32 protein-coding genes are annotated in these 23,377 nt (G+C 58.5%); 3 read left to right on the top strand and 29 right to left on the bottom strand.

What is annotated here, in order from left to right:
- Positions 1-151 precede the first annotated feature (151 nt).
- Positions 152-976 (top strand): cytochrome c oxidase subunit II, encoded by an 825-nt coding sequence (coxB, locus tag C5B90_RS06525; RefSeq protein ID WP_115880018.1) that lies wholly within the window; start codon positions 152-154, stop codon positions 974-976.
- Positions 977-994: 18 nt separating this feature from the next.
- Here coxB and C5B90_RS06520 read toward each other — a convergent pair whose 3' ends face one another.
- The 11 genes from C5B90_RS06520 to C5B90_RS06475 all read right to left on the bottom strand — a co-directional run bounded on the left by C5B90_RS06520 (position 995) and on the right by C5B90_RS06475 (position 7,841).
- Positions 995-1,186, bottom strand: a complete 192-nt coding sequence (locus C5B90_RS06520) for a hypothetical protein (RefSeq protein ID WP_115880016.1) — start codon at positions 1,184-1,186, stop codon at positions 995-997.
- A 476-nt stretch (positions 1,187-1,662) separates the two neighbouring features.
- A complete protein-coding gene (locus tag C5B90_RS06515) occupies positions 1,663-2,688 on the bottom strand; it encodes a site-specific integrase (RefSeq protein WP_115880014.1) in 1,026 nt (341 codons plus the stop codon).
- A complete protein-coding gene (locus tag C5B90_RS06510; protein ID WP_115880012.1) occupies positions 2,685-2,993 on the bottom strand; it encodes a hypothetical protein in 309 nt (102 codons plus the stop codon). Before C5B90_RS06510 ends, C5B90_RS06515 begins: the two co-directional genes overlap by 4 nt.
- Complete coding sequence (locus C5B90_RS06505) at positions 2,990-3,175, bottom strand: hypothetical protein (protein ID WP_115880010.1); 186 nt, start codon at positions 3,173-3,175, stop codon at positions 2,990-2,992. The genes C5B90_RS06510 and C5B90_RS06505 overlap by 4 nt, the downstream gene beginning before the upstream one ends.
- 111 nt (positions 3,176-3,286) lie before the next feature.
- The gene (locus C5B90_RS20280; RefSeq protein ID WP_148708205.1) at positions 3,287-3,496 is read right to left on the bottom strand and encodes a hypothetical protein; all 210 of its coding nucleotides are present in this window, start codon (positions 3,494-3,496) and stop codon (positions 3,287-3,289) included.
- Positions 3,489-4,052, bottom strand: a complete 564-nt coding sequence (locus C5B90_RS21020; RefSeq protein WP_233511912.1) for a hypothetical protein — start codon at positions 4,050-4,052, stop codon at positions 3,489-3,491. The genes C5B90_RS20280 and C5B90_RS21020 overlap by 8 nt, the downstream gene beginning before the upstream one ends.
- On the bottom strand, positions 4,045-5,598 hold the full coding sequence (locus C5B90_RS06495) for a DNA cytosine methyltransferase (RefSeq protein ID WP_115880008.1): 1,554 nt from the start codon (positions 5,596-5,598) through the stop codon (positions 4,045-4,047). Before C5B90_RS06495 ends, C5B90_RS21020 begins: the two co-directional genes overlap by 8 nt.
- Positions 5,595-5,783 (bottom strand): hypothetical protein, encoded by a 189-nt coding sequence (locus C5B90_RS06490; protein ID WP_115880006.1) that lies wholly within the window; start codon positions 5,781-5,783, stop codon positions 5,595-5,597. Before C5B90_RS06490 ends, C5B90_RS06495 begins: the two co-directional genes overlap by 4 nt.
- The gene (locus tag C5B90_RS06485) at positions 5,780-6,010 is read right to left on the bottom strand and encodes a hypothetical protein (protein WP_115880004.1); all 231 of its coding nucleotides are present in this window, start codon (positions 6,008-6,010) and stop codon (positions 5,780-5,782) included. The genes C5B90_RS06490 and C5B90_RS06485 overlap by 4 nt, the downstream gene beginning before the upstream one ends.
- Positions 6,007-7,203: a hypothetical protein gene (locus tag C5B90_RS06480; protein ID WP_199517444.1), complete on the bottom strand. Its 1,197-nt coding sequence runs from the start codon at positions 7,201-7,203 to the stop codon at positions 6,007-6,009. The genes C5B90_RS06485 and C5B90_RS06480 overlap by 4 nt, the downstream gene beginning before the upstream one ends.
- A complete protein-coding gene (locus tag C5B90_RS06475; RefSeq protein ID WP_115880002.1) occupies positions 7,200-7,841 on the bottom strand; it encodes a helix-turn-helix transcriptional regulator in 642 nt (213 codons plus the stop codon). Before C5B90_RS06475 ends, C5B90_RS06480 begins: the two co-directional genes overlap by 4 nt.
- Before the next feature lie 393 nt (positions 7,842-8,234).
- Here C5B90_RS06475 and C5B90_RS06465 point away from each other — a divergent pair, with 393 nt between their 5' ends.
- Complete coding sequence (locus C5B90_RS06465; protein WP_233511909.1) at positions 8,235-8,513, top strand: MarR family transcriptional regulator; 279 nt, start codon at positions 8,235-8,237, stop codon at positions 8,511-8,513.
- 2 nt (positions 8,514-8,515) lie between these two features.
- Here C5B90_RS06465 and C5B90_RS06460 read toward each other — a convergent pair whose 3' ends face one another.
- From C5B90_RS06460 to C5B90_RS06450, 3 genes are all read right to left on the bottom strand, one after another.
- On the bottom strand, positions 8,516-8,788 hold the full coding sequence (locus C5B90_RS06460) for a hypothetical protein (protein ID WP_115880000.1): 273 nt from the start codon (positions 8,786-8,788) through the stop codon (positions 8,516-8,518).
- Between the two features lie 180 nt (positions 8,789-8,968).
- Positions 8,969-9,973 carry a Cdc6/Cdc18 family protein gene (locus C5B90_RS06455; protein ID WP_115879998.1) on the bottom strand — a complete coding sequence of 335 codons (1,005 nt, stop codon included), beginning with the start codon at positions 9,971-9,973 and terminating at the stop codon, positions 8,969-8,971.
- A 62-nt stretch (positions 9,974-10,035) separates the two neighbouring features.
- Positions 10,036-10,299, bottom strand: coding sequence for a hypothetical protein (locus C5B90_RS06450; protein WP_115879996.1), 264 nt, complete (start codon positions 10,297-10,299; stop codon positions 10,036-10,038).
- A gap of 170 nt (positions 10,300-10,469) precedes the next feature.
- Between C5B90_RS06450 and C5B90_RS06445 the strand changes: the two genes are divergently transcribed.
- Positions 10,470-11,366: a sulfatase-like hydrolase/transferase gene (locus C5B90_RS06445; RefSeq protein WP_115879994.1), complete on the top strand. Its 897-nt coding sequence runs from the start codon at positions 10,470-10,472 to the stop codon at positions 11,364-11,366.
- Positions 11,367-11,375: 9 nt separating this feature from the next.
- On the opposite strand, the gene C5B90_RS06440 is transcribed toward C5B90_RS06445, so the two are convergent.
- The 15 genes from C5B90_RS06440 to C5B90_RS06370 form a co-directional block, all read right to left on the bottom strand.
- A complete protein-coding gene (locus C5B90_RS06440; RefSeq protein ID WP_115879992.1) occupies positions 11,376-13,226 on the bottom strand; it encodes a hypothetical protein in 1,851 nt (616 codons plus the stop codon).
- Positions 13,226-14,209: a hypothetical protein gene (locus C5B90_RS06435; RefSeq protein ID WP_115879989.1), complete on the bottom strand. Its 984-nt coding sequence runs from the start codon at positions 14,207-14,209 to the stop codon at positions 13,226-13,228. The genes C5B90_RS06440 and C5B90_RS06435 overlap by 1 nt, the downstream gene beginning before the upstream one ends.
- Before the next feature lie 114 nt (positions 14,210-14,323).
- Positions 14,324-14,755 carry a hypothetical protein gene (locus C5B90_RS06430; RefSeq protein WP_115879987.1) on the bottom strand — a complete coding sequence of 144 codons (432 nt, stop codon included), beginning with the start codon at positions 14,753-14,755 and terminating at the stop codon, positions 14,324-14,326.
- Between the two features lie 4 nt (positions 14,756-14,759).
- Positions 14,760-15,239, bottom strand: coding sequence for a hypothetical protein (locus C5B90_RS06425; protein ID WP_115879985.1), 480 nt, complete (start codon positions 15,237-15,239; stop codon positions 14,760-14,762).
- The gene (locus C5B90_RS06420; RefSeq protein ID WP_115879983.1) at positions 15,236-15,616 is read right to left on the bottom strand and encodes a hypothetical protein; all 381 of its coding nucleotides are present in this window, start codon (positions 15,614-15,616) and stop codon (positions 15,236-15,238) included. Before C5B90_RS06420 ends, C5B90_RS06425 begins: the two co-directional genes overlap by 4 nt.
- On the bottom strand, positions 15,616-17,646 hold the full coding sequence (locus C5B90_RS20275; protein ID WP_148708204.1) for a hypothetical protein: 2,031 nt from the start codon (positions 17,644-17,646) through the stop codon (positions 15,616-15,618). Before C5B90_RS20275 ends, C5B90_RS06420 begins: the two co-directional genes overlap by 1 nt.
- A 214-nt stretch (positions 17,647-17,860) precedes the next feature.
- On the bottom strand, positions 17,861-18,061 hold the full coding sequence (locus C5B90_RS06405) for a hypothetical protein (protein WP_115879977.1): 201 nt from the start codon (positions 18,059-18,061) through the stop codon (positions 17,861-17,863).
- A 2-nt stretch (positions 18,062-18,063) separates the two neighbouring features.
- Positions 18,064-18,255, bottom strand: coding sequence for a hypothetical protein (locus C5B90_RS06400; protein ID WP_115879975.1), 192 nt, complete (start codon positions 18,253-18,255; stop codon positions 18,064-18,066).
- On the bottom strand, positions 18,255-20,918 hold the full coding sequence (locus C5B90_RS06395; RefSeq protein ID WP_148708203.1) for a hypothetical protein: 2,664 nt from the start codon (positions 20,916-20,918) through the stop codon (positions 18,255-18,257). The genes C5B90_RS06400 and C5B90_RS06395 overlap by 1 nt, the downstream gene beginning before the upstream one ends.
- Positions 20,918-21,526: a hypothetical protein gene (locus C5B90_RS20270; protein WP_148708202.1), complete on the bottom strand. Its 609-nt coding sequence runs from the start codon at positions 21,524-21,526 to the stop codon at positions 20,918-20,920. Before C5B90_RS20270 ends, C5B90_RS06395 begins: the two co-directional genes overlap by 1 nt.
- Positions 21,513-21,659, bottom strand: a complete 147-nt coding sequence (locus tag C5B90_RS20525) for a hypothetical protein (RefSeq protein ID WP_158547216.1) — start codon at positions 21,657-21,659, stop codon at positions 21,513-21,515. Before C5B90_RS20525 ends, C5B90_RS20270 begins: the two co-directional genes overlap by 14 nt.
- Before the next feature lie 36 nt (positions 21,660-21,695).
- Positions 21,696-22,247: a hypothetical protein gene (locus C5B90_RS06385; protein ID WP_148708201.1), complete on the bottom strand. Its 552-nt coding sequence runs from the start codon at positions 22,245-22,247 to the stop codon at positions 21,696-21,698.
- Positions 22,240-22,446, bottom strand: coding sequence for a hypothetical protein (locus tag C5B90_RS06380; protein ID WP_115879967.1), 207 nt, complete (start codon positions 22,444-22,446; stop codon positions 22,240-22,242). Before C5B90_RS06380 ends, C5B90_RS06385 begins: the two co-directional genes overlap by 8 nt.
- Complete coding sequence (locus C5B90_RS06375; RefSeq protein ID WP_148708200.1) at positions 22,443-23,066, bottom strand: hypothetical protein; 624 nt, start codon at positions 23,064-23,066, stop codon at positions 22,443-22,445. Before C5B90_RS06375 ends, C5B90_RS06380 begins: the two co-directional genes overlap by 4 nt.
- Positions 23,067-23,069: 3 nt before the next feature.
- Positions 23,070-23,375, bottom strand: a complete 306-nt coding sequence (locus C5B90_RS06370; RefSeq protein WP_115879963.1) for a hypothetical protein — start codon at positions 23,373-23,375, stop codon at positions 23,070-23,072.
- Positions 23,376-23,377 lie beyond the last annotated feature (2 nt).

Below are 23,377 nucleotides of genomic sequence, written 5' to 3'. Positions count from 1 at the left end.
CCGCAGTGAGTGCCATTACGTGACGTTCACTGTGGCCGGAAATAAAACTAGGTTGCACGGGCTGAACCGGTGCGACAAACCGAACTGTCTCGAAAAACCAACAGACAGCGGTGACCAACCTATTTGGCCCTTCGCGTGGTAGCCCGACGCAATGAGTCGCCTTCGGTCGCTCGTCAAATTCGCTCTCGTTGCGATGGCTCTCGCGCTCGTGGCGGCACCGGTCGCCGCGCAATCTATCAATCGCGCGGCGATTGACGAACTCAACACGCAACTACTCTACGTCGCCCTCCCGCTCACGCTGTTCGTGGAGTTGGTCCTCTTCTACGCCATCTATCGCTTCCGCAACAACGACGACCCGAAGCCCACCACCGACGACCCTGCACTGGAGATTACGTGGACTGTGGCGACGGCGGTCATCCTCGTCTTCGTCGGTATCTCCGGCTACTACGTCCTCACGAACCCCTACCTCACGCCCGCTGTCGCCGCCGCTTCGGGCGATGACACCGCCGACATGGAGGTCGAAGTCGTCGCGTACCAGTGGGGCTGGGAGTTCCGCTATCCAGAGGAGAACATCACCACGCAGAACCGCCTCGTCATCCCGCAGGACAGAGACGTACGTCTCGTGATGGAGTCCGAGGACGTCATCCACTCGATATACGTCCCCGACCTCGGCGTCAAACAGGACATCTTCCCCAGTCAGGAGCAGGTCGCACGCACTCGCGCGACCCAGACCGGCGAGTACGACCTCTACTGCGCCGAACTCTGTGGAACGGGACACAGCAGGATGCACGGGCAGGTCGTCGTGATGACCCAATCGGAGTACGACTCGTGGGTCGACGCGAAGACCGCTTCGAGTGGCACTGCGACAGTCGAATCGGCGACGAACAACTCGACGGCATCGGCGGTGGCGAGGAATCCCTCCTCGACGCCGGCGTCGACGACGACCGACGCCGCGGTCCGTCCACCCACCGCGTAACGCTCGCGGGGGGCCCGGCTATCCCGTTCTGTCGAGCGCCTTGCGGTACGCTCGCGGTCCCGCCACGGCGGCAGTTCCTAACACCATGAGCATCGCGCCGGTTTCGAGTCGCTGGCTGCTGGTGCTACCGGGCGCAATGAGACCCGTGATGAGCAGGATTCCTGCGAGGAACATGAGGCCGCCGAGAACGTCGAGTGGTTGAATTGACACCGTAATCGAGAGGATTCCCGGTCACCGCAAAAATCTTCTCGCCGCCGTCCCGTGGGACCGGGCCGCCGACTGTTTGCGACGAAGTTTGCGTGTCTCTCGGACACGTTGGATGCTCGAGTGTCGCGTTCGCGTCGAAACGACGTCGCCAGGGTAAAACCGAGTTGAGACTCCTCTCTGTTGGGGTGGGTAGTAGCAGCAAAACGGGCCGCTTTATTCATAAAATCAAGAGACCACCCGGCTGCTGAACCAAGCCAAGACCCCACTTCGTTCGGTCTCGTCGGGTTCAACTCCGTTTTCGTCCATCCTCCGCGAATTCGGTGTGCTCGCACACGCTATGCGGTGCTCGGAGGTAAGTTCGCGTAGAAGTGGGACCGCCCGGTTTCGAACCGTTGACGATAACGGACTCCTGAAACCGACGAACCCACTAACGATTCCTGACACTCTCTATGGGGTGCAAACGTTGACATTGTTTCACTTCAGTCGAGGCTCAATTTATCCATGTGCGGGCCTCTCCGCAGCTCCATCTCTTCGAGTTTAGTGGCGACGTCGTAGTGGCGGTCGATGACTCGCTGCGAGGCGTTGACGCGCTCCGCGGTCACCTCCTTCGGGATACCCCGATCCTGATGCCACGTGATCGCCCCCGTCCGGATGTGGTGCGGAGCCCTCGACGACGGGCACTTGCTCGCGTGCGTGTGCGACCGAAACTCGCAGTCGTCGGGGTCGTGACCATGCGGACACGGACCATGGACGCACGGCATCGTCGCCCGGTAGGACCACACGCGAACAGTGTTCCGACCGGGGCGACCCCGAGTCGACGTGAAAAGCGGTTGGCGACCATGCTCGTCGTGATTCGACCGCCGATCACCCGCGATATAGGCGTCGAGAACATCGACGACCTCGGGAAGCAACTTCACCATGCGCTCGCCCTTCTGCTTGTTCTTCAGCGGCGTCCCAGTCTCAGGACGGTGGACGAACTCGACATAGCCGACATCGCGATCAAAGTCGCGGAGATCGAGGCCACGAAGCGCACCAAGACGAGCCCCGGTGTGCCACGCGACTTCGAGGAAAGCATGAAAAAGAGACCCGTAGGTCTCGTCATTCGACCGATGGAATCTGAGAATCTCGAGTGCGTCGTCCGTCGCGAGCTTCGTCTCCCGTGATCTCTCGTCCTCGGGGACGCGCGGAACATCAACCTTCTCGGCGAGACCTCCATCGACGGCACCGATATTTTCGAGGTACTCGACGAGCCCGCGAAGCGTCTCCATCTCGTTATGGAGCGTCGTCGACGCGATGCCCTCCCCGGCGCGATGGGCTCGGTACTCGTCGAGAAGCCATCCGTTCAGCTCGGAGACGGTCTCGATGCCGCGGTCCTCGCACCAGTGACCAAAGAGCTTGAGTCGGTAGTGGTAGGAGTCAGCAGAGCCGTCGGTGAGCTCCGTCCGGCGGCGGTCGACGTATCGCTTCCAGGCGTCACGCGGCGAGAGGTCTCGTGGACCAGTCACGGCGACCACCTCGCGCGGTGGACGATGTGACCATCGGCGATCTCCGACTCGACCTCGAAGTCGTCCGTCTCAACGTCGAAGTTCGAAGCGACCTGCGCGCGGAACTCGTCTTCGGACGCACGAACCGACCGGATCACCCCCATGACGTGGTCGAGTTCGCCGAGTCTCTGAAGACGTGCCTCGAGCTTCACGCGGCACGCACCGCAGGTTGTCGTGTGGACGTCGTCGGGGTCCAGGACGATGAACGCCGAGCCGCACTCTCGGCACGTCGGGACTCGACGACTCCGGTTGCCTCTTCCCGTCATTGCTCTTCCTCGCTATCGGTGTAGAACTCGGCGCACGTGTCACAGTACGGCGTCGGGTAGCCGTCCTCGACGACGATCTGTGTGGCGACGTGGCCGTGTGGGTCATGGACGACGCCAGTGGCGACTGCACGGCGAAGGTCGTCCGAAATCTCCGTGCGTGCCTCGGACTTAGCGTCGGTCATCGTTCACCCCGGCACTTGCCTCTAATTCCGTCCATACCAGTCCTCCCGCACTTTTGACAACGGTACTCGGTTACGCCACCGTTGTACGTCACAAGCGGGATGAGGACGTGTTCAGACATGGTGTTGCTCCGTTTCTGTCGTGTTGACTCGCGTGAATTCTTCCGCGACGAGAACCGCGTATGGTCCTTTGTCTTGATGGTCGTAGGCGTGCCAGTAAGCGTCCACTTCGGACGTTGCGGGTTCGCCGTCGAGAGTGATGACGCCCTTGCACCACGGACACCAAAACGGCAGGCTCTCAGTTGCGGATGCAGATTCAGACATCTGAGATCACCTCCTCGTGGCTCTCTCGGATACTGTTCGCGTGGAACCTCAGCCCCTCCTCGACATGATAGAGATGCTCGTCGGGATGCGGTCGACGGCACGCGAGTTCGTCAGCCTCACCGGACATGAGGTTCTCCGCGTCCGTAAGCAAGCAAGCGAGCCTGTACGCTTGCTTGATTTCGCGTTCGGGTTCGCCTCTCTGCCGCGACTCGTGGAGCTGAAGAAGCAGCGCTCCGAGGTCGTCCAACTCTTCGTCGACGCGACTGTCACGACCGTCTTCGTGCTTCGCTTCGAGATGCGCCTGCGTCAGCTCTCCGAGTTCCTCCTGAATCGCGAGCAGGAGCGTCGCTTCGTCTTGGACACCCCATTCCTCAATGTTCTCAGCGGCCTTGCACAGCCAGCGATCGAACAGGACTGAAGACGCCTCGTCGGTTGCTTGTTTGGTCAGCTCGTCATCGCGAAGAGACGCTCCGCAGCTTGAGCAGTACGGCGCGATCGACACGACGCGGCCACAGTCTTCGCAGCGCTGTCGGTACGACCGAACGTGTTCAGTCATCGGCTTCGACCCCCTGTTCTTGGGCGAACGTGTGGAGCGACGGCGCGTCTCCCGTGAGGAGTTGGTTCACGAGGTTCTTCGCGAGGTTGACCGGGACGGCGTTTCCGATTTGCTTGGTCGTCTCGGTCTTGTTGCCGACCAGCTCGTACTCCTCGGGGAAGCCCATCGCCGCGGCGAGTTCGCGCGGCTGGAGCATCCGGAAGCGGATGTCGAGGCCGAGCGGGTAGAGTTCGGGGACGACCAAGGCGAAGCGGCCTTTCGTCGTCACGGTCGGAAGCGGGTCGTCGAGCGACTGCGCCCGGCCGTTGCCGTAGTATTCGATGAGGTACGGCGTCACCACGTGACCGTCGTGGTTGTTGGCCGTGACCGTGTGCAGCGGGCGCTCCTCGGGCGTGTAGGTGCCGTTGGAGTGGAGGCCACCGTGAACCATGTTCCGCGGCAGGACGAACGCTTCGGGCTGGTAGAGGCCGATAGCGCCGCGCGTCGCGATGGTCGGAAGCGGGCGCTCGTCAACGTCGCGGGCGACCGACCCGCCGTGCTGACCGAGGACGTAGGGCGTGCAAAGCGCGTACTTGCCGCCGTTCGCCGTGATGGTGTCCATCGGCTCACTCACCGGCTTCGCCGTTGACGTGCCGTAGTATTTGACAAGGAACGGCTCACACCGCTGTTCGACAACTGCCGGCACGTCGCCGGCGTCGACGATGTCCGCTTGCATCGCGCTGACCTCGGACTTTTCGAGGTCGTCGATAACGTCCGCGAAGGGTGCGAGGTCGTCATGGCAGTGCCGGCGGATGCCTTCGGCGATGCGTTGCATCGTGTTGTTCACGAGCGGTCGCGACCGCTCCCAGATGGACTCGCCGCGGTCGGACCAGTCGATGACCTCCGATGCCGGCCGCCACTCGTCGGTCCCGTCGACGCCGTTCTCCGAGTGGGTCGGCGCGGGGAACTCCGCGCGCTTGCCCTTCCGGCCGACGACGAACAGCCGCCGTCGCGAGGTCGCGTCGCCGTAGTCCGCGGCGTTCAGCACTCGCCAGTCGACCGAGTAGCCGAGCGCGTGGAGCGTGTTGACCCACGCTTCGAAGATGTCGCCGTTGCGACTCGGCGACCCGTTGTCGTCGACCGGGCCCCACGACTTGAGTTCGGGGACGTTCTCGACGAGGAAGTTCTGTACGTCGAGCTTTTCCAGCCAGTCCACGACGTGCCACGGACTCGCCCGCGACTGTTCGTTGACGGGCTTGCCGCCCCGAGCGATGCTGAAGTGCGTACACTCGGGCGCGGCGATGAGCAGGTCGACCGGGCCGTCGCCGGGTGCGACATCCGGCGGGTGGAGTTCTTCGACCTTCGCGTTCAGGTGGGTCGCCCACGGGTGGTTCTGCTTGTGCGATTCGATGGCCTTTGACCAGTGGTTCACCGCCGTCAGTTCGACCTCGCGGTCGAGTTCTTCGCAGGCGAGTGCGAGGCCGGTCGATAGACCGCCCGCGCCACAGAACAGATCAACAGCCGTGACTGGACCCGATGAGCGATCCTCGTGCGTTGAATCGCTCATCGCAGATCACCCCCAGTGAGTTGCGAGACCTCGGCGCGGATGTCTTCCAGGAGGTCGGCGACCTCGCGGTCAGTCGCATCGGGACCGATGAAGACCGCCGCGCAGACGTCGTCGCCCTCGACGAGCGCGAGCGACTGCTTGCGGTCGTCGTCGAACGAGCCGGACACCGTGTTTCCGGTGCTCATCTGAACATCACCCCGACGCCGTTGAAGCGGAAGTCGTGCGGGTTGCCGCACTCGGGACAGTCGAGCGGCCGACCAGGAAGGTAGACCATCCCTTCGGCGTCGATGTACGCCGGCTCGTCGAGCTCGATGACCTCGGGCTCGTGGTTGCACTCGTCGGTCAGCGCAGCGACGCCACACTGGAACTGGACTTCCGTCTCGCCAGCGAGGGACTTAATCGCGGGTGTCATCTTTCGGCCTCCTCTTTGATGGCCTTCAGAACCTCCTCGGTCGGTTGGATGTTGAGGTCGCGGTTGTACGATGTGAGGGCGCGCGCCATCCGGTTGACGCCGAGCCCAGTCCGCTCGACTTCATCGAACGCGTCGAAGACGGCGCGGATGTCTCCTTTGTTCAACCCCGAGTGTTTGCCGTAGAGGTAATCGACGAGGTCCTCTCGGTTCAGGTCGCGGGAGAAGTCGAGAAGTGCTGTCCGAACCTGTTCGACAGCCTCGACGTGCTCCTCCCACGATTCAGAGAAGTGCCGCGCGAAGAGGTCCTTCTCATCGTCATCGAATTTCAGTTCCTTCTTGGAGAGCGCTTCTGAAATCGCTCCTCGGGCATCTCCGTACTTCCCGTCAGAGATGAGTCCGTAGATCTCCTCTGCATCGTCCTCGCTGAGTGTCCCGTCGTCGCGGAGCTGCTGGACGAACAGCTTCAGTTTCTCCCGAACCGACTGCAACCGTTCTCGGGCTTCGTTGAACTGTTCTTTCTGCTCTTGCGCGTCGACGAGGAGATCGTCGAGTGGGTTCTCATCCCCACTCCCGTCAGTCTCGATACCCTCGCCACGGTCGATGCCCGCGAGGTTGTACTTCCGGACGATGACGCCGGAGTTCGCGTCAGCGGCTCGTTTCGAGCCCGCGATCAGCGCGCAGCCGATCGCTTTGGCTTGGTCGGGCGTGAACGTCGTCGAGAACGAAACGCTCTGGAACTCTTCGGCGACCTCGAAGATGACGTTCTCAGTCGTCGCCTCGACGTAGAGCTGGTTGACTCGGTCGGAAAGTTCTGCACTCACTCCTCCTTGCGCGGTGGTCGGCTCGATGTTGAGGTTGACGTGCATCTCCTCGGCACCGGCGTGCTCTTGGGCTTCGGGGAGTGGCGGTTCCCACTCGCGCGGGTTCGACGGCGTCTCGTGCGCGAGCCGCCGGTAAAGCGTGTCCAGCGAGATGCCGAGCGCTTCGGCGACGGTCTCGAACGCGCCGAGCGAGGCTTCAGCGTTTCCGCCGTCGGTCGCGACGCCGTCGCCGCGGTCGACGTCGTCCTCATCATCGAGTTCGTCTTCGAGGTCCTCGACGAGCCAGTCGTGCTCGTCCTCGAAGCGTTGGATCAGCTCGCACTCGTTGCAGAGCCGCCCCTGACACGGCGAGCCACAGATTCCGCAACTCATTGGGTCTCACCACCGTCGGCGACGGCTTCGGCGAGTTCGAGCCCCGCCAGCGAGGCCATGTGCTCGGCTTCGCCGGCGACCATCGAGCGTGCGAGGGGCGTCGAGTGATACGCGTTCGTCCGGCGATCGATCTCGCCTTTCTCGATAACGCCCATCTCGACGAGGTCGTCGAGGTTCGGGTAGACGGTTGCGTTGCTGATCTCGCGACCGTAGCGCTCTTCGAGAATGTGTTTTATCGCGACGCCGTACGGATCGTCTCCGACTTCGTTCTCGATCTCGATGACCGCTTTCACGATCTGCTGCTCGACTTCCGAGAGATCGAGCCAGCGGACGCCTCCGTCGGCGATGATCTTGGAGTCGGACGTCGCGTCGGTACTATCCGGGACGCGCTCGACTTTCCAGCGGACGGGCGTCGATGCGCCGGTTTTCCACTTCGAAATTTCCAGCCCGTCGATGCTGAGCGGTTCGTAGTCGTCGCGCGACCCGTTGATCCGCGAAAGCCAGTAGCCGACTTCGTTCGAAGTGCAGCCGGTGGCGTTCGAAATTCGACGGGCGGTGTAGACGCTCCAGTCGCCAACGTCGAGTTCGTCTCGCAGGACGTTGACGATGCGGTCGAGGTTGTCGGAGTCGTAACTCATGATCTTAGTTCTCCTGCGCGATGTCGGTCGCGCGGACGTTCGGTAGGACGCAACCGCACGGTTCGACCGTGCGGCTAAGGGGGCCCCTCGCGGCGAAGCCCTCGATGGGCGTTCCGCACGCGGGGCAGTTAGTTGACGCTTCGTCGGGCGTGTCGCGGGATTTATTCCGTGCCCGCGAGAGTGCTGATTTGGTCGTCATTGTAGCTGACGCCCCGTGCTCGGGTCCTGATGGAACAGGAGCCCGGGCGTTTTCCGCGACATGTCTGCCACGGAGAGAGTCGTCACTACCGACAATGATAGCCATCCAATATAAAACTTTGTAGCTATAGCTACATTCTCATTGTAGCCATGACTACAAAACTTATTTCGCAACGCTGTTATTTTAGAATAGTAATGAGTTTGCGTCTCAAGGAAATGGTTGAGCGTATCTCGTGGTTCAAAGACGGAGTTGACTACGAGATCTTGTTGTTCTACGAATCCTATGATATTGGAGCGACAGCAAAGGTAGTGGCATACAACATCGACTACGGTCAGAACTACGTCAACGCTCGAATGAAGATGATGGAGCGTGCTGGCCTGTTTTCTAACGAGGAAGGTGTCTATGAGTTGACTGACCTCGGCAGAGAGTTCCTCGCGGGCGACGTCGGCGAAGACGAGCTGCCGGAACCGTAGTGTCATTCCCAGTCGACCTCCAACTCCAGAAAGACCTCGCGCATCCACTCTGGCTCGTCGGGATCGTCGACGCGACCGTCGGTGTCGAACGCGTCGATGAACGTCGCCTTCTCGTTGCTATCGATTCCGTAGACCCATCGCCGGCCGTCGTGATGGACATCGAGGCGCGCGGCGTAGTCTGCGTCAGATGTAATCTCGATGCGGACCACGAACCCGCTCAGCAACCGTAGTTCTCGACTCGTTCCGTTCGGGCTACTGCCAATCGTCGTTGACATACGTGAGCCGATGAGGATGTGGTATAAACGATTTGGAGGGAGGTGAGCGAATAATCGGCTTCACACATCCTATTCGGGTGTTTTCACGAGATACAAGCGGTGTAGCTCAAGAGTTCGCAAAATGAGCGAATGAACGAATAACCGCGCTGTCTGCTGATTAGCGATATGAACGAATCCGCGTCAGGGTTCGACCAGTCGGTACCGAGTTCCGCGCGTGGCTCCGTGTTTCTGGACGAGTCGGTAGCGTTCGAGCGCCCCGAGATAGCGGCGTCGGGTCGGCTTCGATTTCGGCTCGCTGATCCTCTTTTCGTACGCGGCGTGCAGTTGCTTCGAGGTGACCTCACCACCCTCGCGAATGATGTCGTACAGAAGTCGCTTGTGTGTGGAGAGGCGTTCGACGTTTCGTTCGTGAACTTCGACTTCGGCCTCGTCGGCGACCTCGTCGACAAGCCCCGGACTGAGTGCGCTGAGGTCTTCGGCGTCGGCGTATTGAGCTGCGCGTCGGAGGTTTGTGATCGCCAGACGTGCGTCACCGGCGGCGATCGAGGCCATGTGGTCGATGGTCGTTTCGTCGACGGTGCCGGGGTCGAGGCCGAACTCAACTCGAGCACCGATGATGTCCGCAATCTCGTGGTCACGATACTTTTCGAGTTTCACGCCAGCAGCAGCCCGGGCCCGCGACTCGACGCGCATATCGAGGCCAGCAAGAAACGCATCTTCAGACACGCAGACCATCATCGTGGTGACGTTGTTGATGTCGTAGAGCATCGCGATGAGGGACGGGTCTTCGAGGACGTCGACTTCGTCGAGGATGATGACGAACTGATCATCGAGGTCGCGGATCTTGTCGAGATAGCTGCCGATAGGTGTGCTCCCACGGTCGAATTCGAAAGCGAGTCCGGCGTCTCGGAGAAGCGTGTGGAGGACCGCAGCATTCGTCGAATTGGAAATGCAGTTCGAGTAGGCGGTCCGAACGCCGAGTGATGCTCGCTCCAACTCGCCGGCAACGAACCGAGCGAGCGTCGTTTTCCCGGCACCAGACGGTCCGGTAATCAGAATATCCGACCCAGCTTCGCCGTCTTCGATCGGTTTTAGGAGTGACGAGAGGTGACCGATTTCGGCGTTCCGATGTTCGAGGTCAGCGGGCACAAAGTTGTCCCGCAGCGCTCGCGCGTCACGAATCATGTCTCACCGATTCGAGGTTCGATTATTTGAACAGTCGCAAACCGAAGTGGAAGTGAAGCGGGCTATATGAACCACGCGACTGCGGCTCCAACAGCCATGAGTAAGATATCTGCGAAGGGCATGAAGCCTCCTTGTGCGAAGATGACTCCCTCAATAAGTGATCGGTAGAACGGAAACAGCAGCGTGCCGGTGATTTCGGACAGCATCATGTTGTGTGCGCCGATGATCAATGCTGCAATCCCGAGCAGTCGTATCCCGAGCTTCAGATTCCCTCGACTGCGGATGTAAGTTGTTTCCGCGCTGATCTTCATTGACTCCCGGTCCATACGATGTGGTAACTCTCCGACAAAATATAATTTTAGACCGGAACGTCTGGATCATGTTCTTTCTTTCAAGTTCTCAGTCGTGAATCAGGCGCTAAGTGGATTCATTGAGACTACAGAATAATCCCTTATTGTGGCAACTCTTTTATCAATTCTCTATAATACATTTGCTAATGAACCCACTTCAAGCTGCCAAAACTTTACTGAAGAGTCCTTCAATGGGGCTAATTGCGCTAAACAAACGTTATAATAGCTGGTCTATTGGTGACGAGAATCCAACTGGGATAAACATATTTGAAGAAGATTGGGATAACCTTGTGATCCTAGATGCCTGCCGTTTCGATGCCCTTCAGAAAATGATTGACTTAGAAGGTTCACTCGAATCTAAAACTTCAAAAGGAACATCGACACCTCAATTTTTGCGGACCAACTTCACGCGGGAAAGACTTCACGATACAGTCTACGTGACTGCAAATGGATGGATCATTAGACTATGGGATGAACTCAACACGGAATTGCACCAAATCAATTGTTTGGTTGACAACGATGATTTGGGTGAAAAAGGAGGCGGAATATCCCCCAAAAGAGTCACAGATGAAGCATTAGAAACCGCTGAAAGATATCCAAATAAGCGGCTTGTGATACACTATGTCCAGCCACACAAACCATACCTCGGGGATTTCGGGCGCAGAAAATTTGGACATGCTCAGAAGAACCTTCAGGCAATTATGTCGAATAGGGGGATCTCCGACGATGACCTTTGGAGAGCATATAACGAGAATTTAGAACTAGTTCTTGAGTATGTCTCCGAATTAGTCTCAGAATTGAATGGTAGAACGGTTATAACTTCCGATCACGGAGAGCTACTCGGCGAACGGACTTCTCCAATCCCTGTGAAAAGTTACGGACACCCAACAAAACTGTACCATGACTCGCTCACGCGTGTACCATGGTTTGTCTGCGAGTCCAACTCAAGGAAGGATATAACAGGAAGTCCGCCAGAGGAAATGGCTGAAGTCGACGAGGAGGAGTTAAATGAGCGATTGAAGGATTTAGGCTACGCTGTCTAGATAGCAATATCACAGAGTGGTTTGCGTAGCGTCAATCCAATCGGTCCCGTCGGAATGAGCAGGCCCCTCGGTCCCTGTTGTCCCGTCGTGGTATGCTTGTGATCCTCGCACGGTTGGAAGTGTGGTCACATCAATCGGCGGGAGGCCTCCATCAACTTTTAGGCCAGATGGCGAAGTGAATACCACTTGACCCCTAATATCCCCGCCAACATCCGATAAGGTGATATTCGCAGTTCCGGGAAGTTCGACAACAGTTCCGTCTATCTCTGCTTCTATATCACGGACGGTCCCGTTGTTGATTATCCCCGTCCCACTTCCGTCAAACAACACACGGTTGGTACTGCCGGTCTGGCGTGATGTGAGGCCACTTAGATGCAGATTGATTATCTCATCTTGAAGATTGAACATATTTCCGGTCCCATTGACGGACTCGAAGGTCGCGCCGTCAACTTTGAGCGTGTCGCAGGTGTAGCCCTGCCATTGCCGAACCAGCTCGAACGCATCGCCCGTGTAAGACAGGTCGCTGAGACTAAGGACCCCAATATTATTTTCAATCCGGACGAGGTCAGACTGGTCCCCGTCTGCTCGCGTGAGATGCGATGCGGAGATGCCTGTGAACTCATCCGTCGTTGGCAGAACTCCATCGCGAGACTCAATGAACGGCCCGCCTGCGATTTGAAGCACTGAGCCGCCCGTCCCCGGACGTGCATGGATATGGTCGATAGAGATGCCATTCATGTCGTTTCCGTCTCCGCATGCGAGGTTAACAACGCCTTTGGCACCAACACCGGTGCATCTCACGTCCGCGATGTTGATGTCTGTGATGCTGCCGCCGCCAGTAATCTCTTTCATGCCATCGTCTTGGTCGTGTGCGATGAGAGAGATGCTATCGTCATGGGTGACTCCACGGATGTGGTAAATGTCGCCGTTCGAGCACGCACCAACCAGATGTACGCCGTCTTGGTTTGCGGTACTCCCGTCTTGTGCGAATTTAATATCACTGATACTGAAATCGTCAACAATCGCCCCCGTTAAAGCCCATGCGTGCGTTGGTCCGATGGCCACATTATGCACCGAGATATTGGACATACGAACGAATTGAATCCCAAGACGGTCGGGGGAATTGGTGGGATTTTGGTTAGCCGCGTTTCCGTCGATGTGTGCACTCCCGTCCCCGATAATGTGGATATTCTCCGTTTGATTGGTGTGGTCGGCATTTGTTATCGAGCGACTGTCAGACCCATCTGCCAAGAAGAGATATGCCCCACCAACAAGCCGCAGGACGGTGTTCTCCGAGATTGTTAGCCCGCTATGCCGCCATCCGCTTGAATAGAGTGCTCCAGAACTTGACAGGCTATCTGGTCCCCGACCACTCACAACCACCTCTGTCGTCCCCGAAAGCGTTGATGCTTCATCGAGGGCGCTCTGTATTTTCTCCCCCCCTGTCTCCCCATCAAATGCCGCAACTCTGACGGTGTTATCTACCTTCTCTGCACTTAGCTTTCCGACCTTCCGATCTTGGAGTGTCCACGAGCTGCCGTCGTCGTAGTAAACTGCCCCGTGTTCGGCGTGGCCTGGATCGTCGACGATGTAGACCCGGTCGGCCACGCCTGCGTCTGGTCGTTCTGCGAACGTTCCTTGGAACTGCTGGATTCGTAGTTCTCCTATTTCTGATGCCATCGAACCGCCTCCTATCTCGGTGATTCCGTCACCCTCGTTCGAACTCGCTCCGCTCGCGATCGAGCCGAACACACCAGCGCTTGCAAGCGCGCCGATGACTTGGCGTCGAGTCACGGGGACCGACGAGCTACTCTCCTCGCTGTCTGACTGTTGATTTCTCTCGTTCTGATTCTCGTCCATCACATGGCCTCCATGATTTTGTTGCCGAACGCGACAACCAGCAGCAGGGCCATCAGCAGACCCAGAATGTCCATGATGTCGAGTGGGAGGCCAGATCCCCACGACACCCAGACTACTGGTGCTCCTTCGAGGTAGCTCCCCGAGAGGACCTTCACGGTGAATGGGTCACCGAACAGCTGGTAATCGACTCCACGCTTGAGATTCGGTCCTTCGACGCCGCCCGTCCAGCTCGTGCGATAGAGGTTCGCGTCACCGTCGTCGTAGTAGACGGTCGAGGTCGAGCCGCTCCCCTCGTCGAACATCATTCGACCGAGGTGGTTGACCGACAACGGTTGGACCGGGTCGTTCGCGTACGCCGTGAGGGTCGAGTTGTTGACGTCCTCGCCGATGATCCGGACCTCGTCGAGCGTCCCAACCCACGCGAACGTCGCGTTCCGCGTGTTGGGACTGGCGTCGAGTACATCCGGTGACGAGACTTGACCGTCGCGAGAGACGACGAGTTCTTCAGATGATTCGTCGTAGCGCGCGCAGACTGGCGTCAGCCCGTCTTTCGGCGACGGTGCATCGATAGTCGCACGGGCGTCTGCGGAGCCGTTGTCGTAGTACGCGGCCCACTTGCCGTGGTCGTAGTCGATGAGAACTGACGCGTTGTCATGAGCGAACGCGGAGTACGTCGCGTTGGCGTCCGCGCTCTCATCGAGCTGCGCCAGCGTGCAGACTGTCCACGACCCGTTGGTCATGTTTGAGCCCGCGTTCGAAGAGACCGAGGCGCTGCCGTCGAAGTAGAGCGCGTTGCCAGTCGTCGCCTCGACGTTGACGCTTCCGGGTATCTCGCGGGTCGTTTTATCGACGGTGTGATTTCCGAGCGTTGGTTCGAAGCTGACCTCGCCACTCGGACCACTAATTCCCATGAACGCTGGAATCAGCGCTGCGACGATGAGCGCAGACACGAGAAGTTTGACAATCTGTTCCGGGTCGCTCATGGCCTTATCGCCTCTGTGAATTCTGATGGCTTCGCATACCGATGGAATGCTTTCTAAAACGTGTATAACTTCTGAGGAATTGGACAGGGATTGGAAGGGGACTGTACAGATTTTCTACTCGCTAATCTCAGATGACCTCCGTTCGTCGAGGCGCTCAATCACGATGGCTCCGAGCTTCGTCAGTCCGAAACCTCCGACGCCAGCCACGAGTACCGTCGCGAAGTAGCCACCAGGGGCGATTCCGGTCCCGCGAAGAGTCGTCGCAAGCGCGAGGACGAGAAGCCACGCCGCGCCGTTCTCTGCGCTCTCTCGGATTACCTGCTTGTCGACGCCGTGTCGGTAGTATCCGAGCGCTGTCAACACGACGACTGCGACGATGAGCAACTTGAGTGCGAGCCCGAGCCATTCTGGTGGTGCGTACATGAGCCTGACAAGCCACTCTGGGCCTTGCTTCGTACACACGGGGATTCCATCGACAACAACCGTCGGGTCGCTGCACGCGGTCGTTGGCGCGTCGAGCGGGGTGGACGTTGGGAGGGGATCCATGGTGTCACCTGAACGCGCGGATAGAGACGGTCGCCATCACGATCCCGACTCCGAGCACGACGATGGCCCACATCCATTGCGGTGCGAGACCGACTTGGACGATAGCCGCGGCGATCGCGACCGCGATCGTCGCGCCTCCAGCCGATCCGACGCCAGACCCCATGACTGCTCCGAGGAAGACGGCAAGGACCATTAGACCGGTGACGAGCGCCCCAGCCTGTGCACTTCCGATACTCGTGCTCCCTCCGCCGATGACGAACGGTCCGATCCGCGTCGCGATGTTCGTGATGTTGTCGAGGGTTGGATCTGAACGGCCTTCGAGCCACGTGTCGACGGAGACGTTTGATGAGTTGTTCGCGTAGTACGGTGCGGTTTCGTTGATGTCCGTCGAGTTGTTCGATTCCTGTGCGACGACGATGCCTGGGATGACAATCGTCGCGACCAGGAGACACACGACGAGCATGCTTTGGGTGTGTCGAATCATGAGGTGCTCCCGATGAGTGTGATGATGCCGCCGAAGAACGCGACGGTCGGTATCCCACCGAAGATAAGGACAATCTCAAGTGGAGCGTTCAGACTCAGCAATGTCGTTATCGGCCAGAATAGGTAGCCGATGATGTTCGACAGGATGCTCCAGAGCGCAATGAGCGCCCCGCCACCGATGGACTCAGCTGCCTCTTGGATCGGACCGCCGAGACGTTCGAGGTCGTTCGCAGTGTCTTGATTCACGTCGACCTGCTCGCCGGGCGAGTATTCGACGAAGATGCCAACGACGCCTGACTGATTCCACTCGATGACGCCGCCTCCGAACATCATCGCGCCCATCACGAAGTAGACCAGCAGGATGTGACTGAATCGCATTACAGACCCCTCCTGAGCGCTGCGAACGCGATTAGTGACATTCCTGAGACGAACACGATCGGGACGCCGATCCAGTTGATGATGCTGAAGAATGCCAGCGTGCCAACGACGGTGACTCCGACGAGTTCGGTGCTCGCGCGGAACGCCGATGCGACACCAGTCGCTGCAAGGACTGAGACGATAATTGCGATGAACGTCGTGAATATCGAGAGATTCGGAGATGGAATCATCGTCCCGATGTTCCCGAGCACAGAGAGGAGCGAATACTGATTCGCGAACGTCTCGCGGACGATGAACGTCTCAGAGCGCTGCCCCGTTTGTCCGTCTTCAGTCGTGTAGTTGACAAGGACTGTGACGTTCCCCCCTGCGCGCTCTGAGAGGTCGAGAGCAGGTGAAATCGTTCCACCCTCCGGTGAGGTCTCATTAGTCAGGAACAGCGTTTCCTGCGCCGTCTGGTTACGATAGATGACCTCGACACTCCATGATCTGAGTTCGCTACTCTGGTTGTCGACTGTGACGACGAGTTGGGTGTTGCTGACGGCTGAAACCGACCCAACCGACGGATCAAAGAGGACCCGAGGCGCGTCGAGAACAAGCTCGATGTCTCCTTCACGAGTGACCTTGATGTTCTTCGTGCCATCTGAAATGGGTGTGTACGGTCCAACGACCTTCTGATCACCCGTTCGCGTATTTCTGAGGATCATTCTGTGTCGGACGTTGTAGGCCAGCTGAGCGCTGTATTCACCCGTGGCACCGAAGTAGTCCCCCTGAACCGTCTCCCACGACCCATTGATTGATCGTTGGATGATAAGCACAGTCTCGTCTGGCGCGTAATCGCCAGAGTAGTCCTGCAAGGTGAGAAGATTCTCGACGTGTTGTGCTGAGCTGGGCAGGAGGTAGATTGACTGCTGTTCGAGGAGCGAGCTGACGAAGATGCGACGCGGGAGATACCCGGGTGCATCAGCAACGACCACGAACGAACGGTCAACAGGGAGTCCAGAAAGAGACGCAATGCCGTTTGATGTCTGTCGTTCAACAACCTCTGCGGTGCTGCCGTTCTCGTAGTAAAATCGTAGCGTGACTGGCTCAGAGAGGTTGTCGAGCAACTGGGTGTCGCTCTCGTTCTTAATGGTGAGGTTCTGCGGATATTCGAAGCTGAACGGGCCGAATGATGTGTTTCCGGAAGCGGGTTCGTTGACCACGACACTCCAGTTGTTCGAGCCGGCATTTGCTCCCGACCAGTTGGCAGTGACAGTTCGATTTTCAGTGACGGTCGTCGACGAGATCGTCGCTCCGGTACCATCTAGGAAGTAGACGGTATCTGTTGCACCGATATCGAAGTCTTCGTCCGCAACATCAGCAGACAACTCAACCGAACTCTCTGTTTGCAGGGAACCGGCTGATGGAGTGGCGTTCGAAATAGTGGCATCGCGGTTCCGAGTCTCGGTTGTGATGTCGTCAAAACGAACGGTTCCAGAGAGGTCGATGAGTGTTATTTGACCAGTTCCAACGTTTTCGCGTGGCTCGGTTAGTGTCGTTATCGTATTCCCAGCTTGGTCCTTGAGAATGAATTGGACGTCGTCAGAGCGCCATCTTATTTCTCCGAGCAGCCATTCGTCCGCGGGGACTGTGGCGGTGGTTGTGTTGTCGGTAACCCCTCCATCTGAGACTCCCCCAAATTCGACAGTCCCTGCTTGGTCGACGGTCGCTCGATAATAGTCAGTGCCATCGTCTCCAAGACGGAATCGGGACGTTGCATCAGGTTCGAGGTAGACACGGAATGTCGCATTAACATCGGTGTAATTTGCAGTTCCATTCGACCTCAGGTAGCCGAAAGATGTGGATTCGACTGCTTGAGTGCCCTCGTAGGATGTCGAAGTAATCGACCAACTGCCGCTGCTCTCTGTCCATCCATCGAGGCCGTCTTCAAAGTCTTCGAACTGATATGTGGCTCCCAAAACCGGAGCGCTCACCAGCAACAGGACGAGAATGACAAGAGCGAATCGTGCACCTTCGGAACGAAGGTTCATGACACACCTCTCGTCGCTTTGAACCAGATAACTGACATCAATACTAACGCGAGAAGGGGGCCAATCAACTGGAAAAGGAAGGCCTCTCCAGTACCCAACTGTCCCGCGTTCGCGTCAAGACCGTCGTAAAAGACCGGAGCAAGTGCTCCGACGAACGCGAGCGTCGCAGTGGTGTACACGACATCTGGCACGGTGATCCGGCCTCTCGAACCCATCATCTGGCACTCACCCCGATTGAGACGACGAGCCCGATGAGGAGTAGCGGAGGGATCAACTGCATGAGGAGTGCAGTCAACGGGTCTGACTCTGCCGACACCATGCCGATAAACTGGTAGGTGAACGGAGCGAGCGCGAGGATCGCGACCAGGACGAAGAATCCCATGACGGCATCGACGAGCTGCAACTCGGCTCGCATCGTCAGGCACCTCCGGGCTGCATCCATGATCCAATGAAGACAAGCAGCGCGGCGGGAAGAACGAGTCCCGCAATGAACTGGAACTCCAGAGGCAGGCCTGGAAGACGGTCGTTGAGGAACCACAACCAGACCGGGATGATAGCGACAAACCCGAAGAACGAGAACATCGCGAGTGGAAACGAATACGGGCTCATCAGAACCTCCCCCAGCCGGTAAACCAGCTGTCGGTCTCTTTTTCGTCGTCAACTCCGTCGCCCGAGTTCGCGAAACCGAGCAGCGATTCGACGTCGTCGATACGTTCTCTCGTTTCAGGATCGCCTCGGACCATCTCGGCTGTCGGGAGTTCACCGTACGAGAGACCTTCACCGGCGAGGGCCGCGAGTTCGGCTTGCGTGAGTGGATCTTCGTCACTCTGTCCGGTGGTCGCGATGTCCGTGACAGTCTCAGCGTACCATCCAGATGCGAATCGGTCCCCTGCAGAACCACGAGAATCGACGCCAAGACCGAGGCCGAAGTCTCGAGAATTGGTTCCCTCGCCAGCGCTTCGACGCTGCCTTTGATTTCTCCCGGTGAACTCGTAGCTGTAGCCATAACCGTCGGCTGGGGGTGTCTCGTCGGCGAAGGCCGTTGGATAAGGTGCACCGTAGCCGTTGGGGGTCGCGGTCTCTGTCGAAGTCGCGGTGTCCGTGGCTGTGGTCGTGCCGATCTCACCGACGGTCACCGAGCCGACTCCGACATCTGCTCCTGGAGTCTGGCCGAACACCTCGTCAGGCCGTTGAGACTCTCGTTGATCGGCACCAACGTCTGTGACGACTTCTTCTGCGAGGTCTTGTTCTGCGTCTTGAGCATCGTCGAGGAGCGGCAGGGTTTCCGGCTGCGACGAACTCCCGCCAAAGCTCCCGACGTCGACGTTGACCGAGGGCTGTTGGGTCGACTGTGCCGCGTCCATGACGTCAGACTGCTGCGCAGCAGTCTCCTCTTCCCGGCGGATGATTTCGACAGGCTCCCAGTCTTGATACTGGTAGCCGCCCTCATCGACATCGACGTAGCTCTCAGGTGGCTTGTTCGAGAAGCCCTGCCGCTGCGAGCGTTCCATCTCACGCATGGATTCCGCGAGTGGGTCGATCTGCTCTTCCTCTTCGTCTCGCTCTTTTTGCCGACCACGAGACACAAGCTCAGCGGCCGAGATGGTCAGAACGTCGGGCTCATTCTGGTCGGGCACGCCAACCTCGGGTCGCTGCATCGTGCCATCCGCAGGAACGTCCACTTCTGACATCGACGCTGAACCGTCCTCGGGTACGTTGACCTCGGAATTGCTGGATGCGGGATCTGCCGGGACATCGACCTCGGACTGCTGTTGCTCCTCGGGAACTCCGAGTTCCCCCTCGTTCTGATTGAGGACGGCGTCAGCAGCGAGTCCGGCGACAGCGATTCCTCCGAGAGTGATCGCACCTCCGACACTCGTCGCAGGCTCTGGAGCGACGACACCCGCAGCCGCGGCGGTCGCGATGCCTTCTTTGTTATCGCTCAACCCGCCAACGATGTCGTTTGCAAGGTCTCGATCGGTGTAGACATCATCACCAGGAGTGAGTCGGCGATTGATGTCGTCAATCGATTCTCTCGCACCGTCTCCGAACTTCGAGATCGGGCGAAGCAGGGCTTCCTCGCGCTCACGACCAGCACCCCTGAGGAATCCGACGGGATCTTGCACCGCCTGTTCCCAATCAATTGCGTCGCTCGCTCTGTCGGCGCTCTCGACGGCTTCTGAGACGGCTTTTCGCTGGGTTTCTTCAAAGTCGACTGCAAGCCCGCGATAGCCACCGTCTTCAGTTCGGCCAGTTATTTTCACATCTCTCGCGCCGACTCCGGCTTTGTCTGCGAGAGCGTCTCGGGCACGCTCTCGTTCTCGGGTCGAAATCTGGCCTGTCGGACTCTTGGTGAGCTGAGTGTCTTGTTCTGGGACTGGGTCTTGCTCAGTCGTGGACTTCACCTTCTGCTGATCCTTCTTGCGCCGCTTGGACGCCTCGAGCAGCTCCTCTTCGGTCTGAGAACCGAATGAGAAGAAGCGCGTGTAGGTCGAGTTGCCGTACTCCGCTTCCGCGACGTAGACGTCGTCACTCTGGTCGGACTGGGTGACAGAGATCCGGTTAGGCTCTCCAAAGTCGTCGCGGAGTGTCTCTTCGACGATAGACATCTGTCGTTCGTCCCTGTAGGAATCGGTATCATCGTTGTATCGAACGGCGTCGAGAATTTCGATTCCCGAGTCGGTCTTCCGCGCACGAGCGTTGTCTCTGAGGTTCTGGAGACGTTCTCGATCCTCAAAGCGGAACTCTTGACGATACTCGCGGCCGTCAGCCGTGTACTCGGCAACGACTCCTGAACTGGAACCTCCCTCGGTGATCGAAATTCTCGACGGGTCGGTGGTTTGGTTCAGGCGCTCTTCGACAGTCTCGAATCTGTTGGGAGAGTCGGCGAGAATTGTCGTTCCTTTGTCGACCGTCTCAGACTGTCTCTCTTTTGAGTCTTGAACGGCCTCTTTGTACTGTTCGACTGCCTGCCGGTCTGTCGTGTCTTGAGAGCTTGTGGATGACCCGGACGACGTGGTGGTGTTACTGTCCGAACCCGAGGGTGATTCATTGCCGGTTTGGTACCGGTCGCCCCGCCGCTGACTTTTTCGCTGTTCGACGATTTCTCGGTCTCGGTCGCGCGAAGATGACGATGAGTCTGGCGAGCTTGACGACGAGGTTGATGTTGCATCGTCTCGCGAATCGCGGACATTCTCGTCATACTCTTCTGCGGCCTGTTGGTCTTCGTCACTGCCGCCACCGCTGGAGTTGAGGACATCTCGAAGACCCATCAGAACCCACCTCCAACGCCGAACGGGTCGTCGAACTCGAACATGCCTCGATCCTCATCGTCGGCGTCGTCCTGGTCGTCGTCGGCGGCAGGTCTGAAACCAACCCCGACACCGACATCGAGCCCCATGCTCCCCATGTCATTTTGTCCGGGCACGCCGGCACCGTAGACGAGGTCGTCGACTCTGGGCTGGTTGTCTTCAACGGCTGTGCCATCAGACTGGACACTTGCTCCATCACTTCGACGTCCCATCGCGAAGAAGCCGGTCTGTTCAGGGGCGGTTACTCCGTCGAAAGTGGCATCGACGACCGCTCCGGCCGTTGCGGCTTCTTCGGCACGCTGGGCCATCTCACGTTCTTCTGCAGTCCCGCGAGACGGGCGGGGGGAACCCGACCCGGCTTGTCTGAGGGCTTCGACGATCCGTCGTCTGTCGACGTTCTCGAGTCGTTCTTTCGCTGCTGCCGCTCCGCGTTTGGCGGCCCGTCGCGCAGCTCCGTCATCGTCCCATCCGCTCCCTGAGAATCGCTTTTTGATCCGATCAGTGCGACTCTCCTCGTACTGGTCCCAGTACGAATCGTCCTGCGAGCGGAGGCGGTCACGGATTCCCATCGTTATCCCTCCTCCGAACGCCGGTTTTGGCTTCGATGGTTGACGAGAGGTCTTCGAGTCGCTGCGCCTGTGCGATGAGCCGTGTTCCCGGTGGGAGACTCTTCGATTTACGCTCATCGACGGCGATGAGCATGAACCGAGAATCTCGTGAGATGCGTTGTGACGACATTCAGATCATCCCCTGAATAAGCGCGAAGGCGACGATAGCCATCATCCCGTACATGACGAGGTCTTTCGGGTTGATGTCGAGTCGCGACAGGAGGCCGGGCGGACTGGTGGTCACGCGTTTTTCGAGGTACTGCGTGAGCGTGTCGGCCTCGATCGAGTGTCGAACCGGTTCGCGGAGGTTTATCGGATCGGCTTGGCCTTTCTTGTGGAAGACTGTCCACATCCCGGTCTGTGCCGAGGGGATCATCGCGTTTCGCGGGAAGAGATAGGTCTCCCCGTCATGCTCGTATTCGAGCATCCCGCCGCCCTTTGCCTTCGGCTTGATGAACTTCGGCCGGGGGAACTGCGAGTCGATAAGTCGCCACTCGACGTATCCTTTGTTCGCGAGTTTCTTCCTCTTCTGCTCGTACCGCCGTTGCTTGATTGCAGTCCCGAGGAAGCCGAATCGGGACTGGCGAACGTCCGGTGGCATCACAACCCCGTCGTCTTTTGTGGGTCCGTTTGCGGTTGGTCCGTCGGGGAGAGCGACTGCTTCTTCGTCTGGATTACTCATCTCGATCACCTCGGTCAGCCATCTGCCGAAGGTCGTCGAGGACTAACTCGAGTTGGGGGGACATCATGTACAGAAAACCGACGAACATGATGAGCACGATCGCGTTAGCGTATTCGGCTGGACCAGAACCGAACTCTTCGGTGAAGAGGGCAAACAGAATCCCTGTATTCATGACTGAGACGCCACCTGCGACGTTCATCGCGACTCACCCCGATTGCGGCTGAGGATTCCTCCTTTCTTCTTGCCGTCGTCGTTCTCAGAGATGACGTGCCGGATGCGGCCGAAGATGTTGTCGATGAGTCGGGCGTCGCGAGAGCGCGATGTCTCGTGACGAGCCATCATCATCCGGTAGAAGGGGTTCGTCCATTCTCCCGTGAGACCGACGAGGTCTTCGAGCGCTGCGGCTTTTTCAGCGTCTGGCAGCTCGTGCCAGATGGTTTCTCCTCGCTCGCGGATGTCGTCCGGAGATTCCTCATCGTGTCCCTCGACTTCTTCGAGGGGCTTCCAGTCGTAGCGGTTCTCGTCTTCGCTCCAGAAGGTCCACCCGTTGAGCGCCAACTCGACTTTTGCTTCGTCGATGGCCCGTTCGAGAATTGTCTCCGAAAATGCCGCTTCGGCGAACATGCCGGCCTTGTAGCTCTCGATTTGCTGCCACATCTCGGCGTCTTTGTAGTTGCCGAGACCGAGGTTGGCGTCCGACAGGAACTGGTCTCTGTCGGTTGATTCGATGGCCTTCTCCATCACTTCGAGACTGGATTGTGGGCCACCACTCCGATGTTTGTCAGGGATGTTCGGGGTTCGGGATTTTGGTTGAGTCATGGGTTATCTGAAGGAGTCGAGACTCCGGAGAACGAGCGCCCCACCAGTCAGCATGACAAGTGATCCAAGTGGGAGCCGCGTGGGTGTCTCGACCGGCGTGTAGTCGTAATTGATCTGCGTCTCGTTCGCGTCGACGGCGACCTCTGTCTTGCCGCTCTGGTACTCAAGCGTCGTCCCGGTGACCATGACGCCGACTCCGAAGACGATGACCGCTCCGATGAGTGCGATCTCGTGATAGCCGGTGACGTAGCCAACGATGAAGACGCCAATACTGAGCGCCAATAAAAGGGCGAAAACGGTGAGGAGCATGG

Source organism: Haloferax sp. Atlit-12N (assembly GCF_003383095.1).
Classification (GTDB): Archaea; Halobacteriota; Halobacteria; order Halobacteriales; family Haloferacaceae; genus Haloferax.
The sequence above is the reverse complement of the archived record's forward strand: the minus strand, read 5'-3'. Positions and strand labels throughout refer to the sequence as shown.

What these genes read in the sequence shown, in the direction of transcription:
- coxB (WP_115880018.1), top strand. Translation starts at nt 152, where the DNA reads ATGAGTCGCCTTCGGTCGCTCGTCAAATTCGCTCTCGTTGCGATGGCT.
- C5B90_RS06510 (WP_115880012.1), bottom strand. Translation starts at nt 2,993, where the DNA reads ATGACGGGAAGAGGCAACCGGAGTCGTCGAGTCCCGACGTGCCGAGAG.
- C5B90_RS06505 (WP_115880010.1), bottom strand. Translation starts at nt 3,175, where the DNA reads ATGACCGACGCTAAGTCCGAGGCACGCACGGAGATTTCGGACGACCTT.
- C5B90_RS20280 (WP_148708205.1), bottom strand. Translation starts at nt 3,496, where the DNA reads ATGTCTGAATCTGCATCCGCAACTGAGAGCCTGCCGTTTTGGTGTCCG.
- C5B90_RS21020 (WP_233511912.1), bottom strand. Translation starts at nt 4,052, where the DNA reads ATGACTGAACACGTTCGGTCGTACCGACAGCGCTGCGAAGACTGTGGC.
- C5B90_RS06495 (WP_115880008.1), bottom strand. Translation starts at nt 5,598, where the DNA reads ATGAGCGATTCAACGCACGAGGATCGCTCATCGGGTCCAGTCACGGCT.
- C5B90_RS06490 (WP_115880006.1), bottom strand. Translation starts at nt 5,783, where the DNA reads ATGAGCACCGGAAACACGGTGTCCGGCTCGTTCGACGACGACCGCAAG.
- C5B90_RS06485 (WP_115880004.1), bottom strand. Translation starts at nt 6,010, where the DNA reads ATGACACCCGCGATTAAGTCCCTCGCTGGCGAGACGGAAGTCCAGTTC.
- C5B90_RS06480 (WP_199517444.1), bottom strand. Translation starts at nt 7,203, where the DNA reads ATGAGTTGCGGAATCTGTGGCTCGCCGTGTCAGGGGCGGCTCTGCAAC.
- C5B90_RS06475 (WP_115880002.1), bottom strand. Translation starts at nt 7,841, where the DNA reads ATGAGTTACGACTCCGACAACCTCGACCGCATCGTCAACGTCCTGCGA.
- C5B90_RS06465 (WP_233511909.1), top strand. Translation starts at nt 8,235, where the DNA reads ATGAGTTTGCGTCTCAAGGAAATGGTTGAGCGTATCTCGTGGTTCAAA.
- C5B90_RS06460 (WP_115880000.1), bottom strand. Translation starts at nt 8,788, where the DNA reads ATGTCAACGACGATTGGCAGTAGCCCGAACGGAACGAGTCGAGAACTA.
- C5B90_RS06455 (WP_115879998.1), bottom strand. Translation starts at nt 9,973, where the DNA reads ATGATTCGTGACGCGCGAGCGCTGCGGGACAACTTTGTGCCCGCTGAC.
- C5B90_RS06450 (WP_115879996.1), bottom strand. Translation starts at nt 10,299, where the DNA reads ATGGACCGGGAGTCAATGAAGATCAGCGCGGAAACAACTTACATCCGC.
- C5B90_RS06445 (WP_115879994.1), top strand. Translation starts at nt 10,470, where the DNA reads ATGAACCCACTTCAAGCTGCCAAAACTTTACTGAAGAGTCCTTCAATG.
- C5B90_RS06440 (WP_115879992.1), bottom strand. Translation starts at nt 13,226, where the DNA reads ATGGACGAGAATCAGAACGAGAGAAATCAACAGTCAGACAGCGAGGAG.
- C5B90_RS06435 (WP_115879989.1), bottom strand. Translation starts at nt 14,209, where the DNA reads ATGAGCGACCCGGAACAGATTGTCAAACTTCTCGTGTCTGCGCTCATC.
- C5B90_RS06430 (WP_115879987.1), bottom strand. Translation starts at nt 14,755, where the DNA reads ATGGATCCCCTCCCAACGTCCACCCCGCTCGACGCGCCAACGACCGCG.
- C5B90_RS06425 (WP_115879985.1), bottom strand. Translation starts at nt 15,239, where the DNA reads ATGATTCGACACACCCAAAGCATGCTCGTCGTGTGTCTCCTGGTCGCG.
- C5B90_RS06420 (WP_115879983.1), bottom strand. Translation starts at nt 15,616, where the DNA reads ATGCGATTCAGTCACATCCTGCTGGTCTACTTCGTGATGGGCGCGATG.
- C5B90_RS20275 (WP_148708204.1), bottom strand. Translation starts at nt 17,646, where the DNA reads ATGAACCTTCGTTCCGAAGGTGCACGATTCGCTCTTGTCATTCTCGTC.
- C5B90_RS06405 (WP_115879977.1), bottom strand. Translation starts at nt 18,061, where the DNA reads ATGCGAGCCGAGTTGCAGCTCGTCGATGCCGTCATGGGATTCTTCGTC.
- C5B90_RS06400 (WP_115879975.1), bottom strand. Translation starts at nt 18,255, where the DNA reads ATGAGCCCGTATTCGTTTCCACTCGCGATGTTCTCGTTCTTCGGGTTT.
- C5B90_RS06395 (WP_148708203.1), bottom strand. Translation starts at nt 20,918, where the DNA reads ATGGGTCTTCGAGATGTCCTCAACTCCAGCGGTGGCGGCAGTGACGAA.
- C5B90_RS20270 (WP_148708202.1), bottom strand. Translation starts at nt 21,526, where the DNA reads ATGGGAATCCGTGACCGCCTCCGCTCGCAGGACGATTCGTACTGGGAC.
- C5B90_RS20525 (WP_158547216.1), bottom strand. Translation starts at nt 21,659, where the DNA reads ATGCTCATCGCCGTCGATGAGCGTAAATCGAAGAGTCTCCCACCGGGA.
- C5B90_RS06385 (WP_148708201.1), bottom strand. Translation starts at nt 22,247, where the DNA reads ATGAGTAATCCAGACGAAGAAGCAGTCGCTCTCCCCGACGGACCAACC.
- C5B90_RS06380 (WP_115879967.1), bottom strand. Translation starts at nt 22,446, where the DNA reads ATGAACGTCGCAGGTGGCGTCTCAGTCATGAATACAGGGATTCTGTTT.
- C5B90_RS06375 (WP_148708200.1), bottom strand. Translation starts at nt 23,066, where the DNA reads ATGACTCAACCAAAATCCCGAACCCCGAACATCCCTGACAAACATCGG.
- C5B90_RS06370 (WP_115879963.1), bottom strand. Translation starts at nt 23,375, where the DNA reads ATGCTCCTCACCGTTTTCGCCCTTTTATTGGCGCTCAGTATTGGCGTC.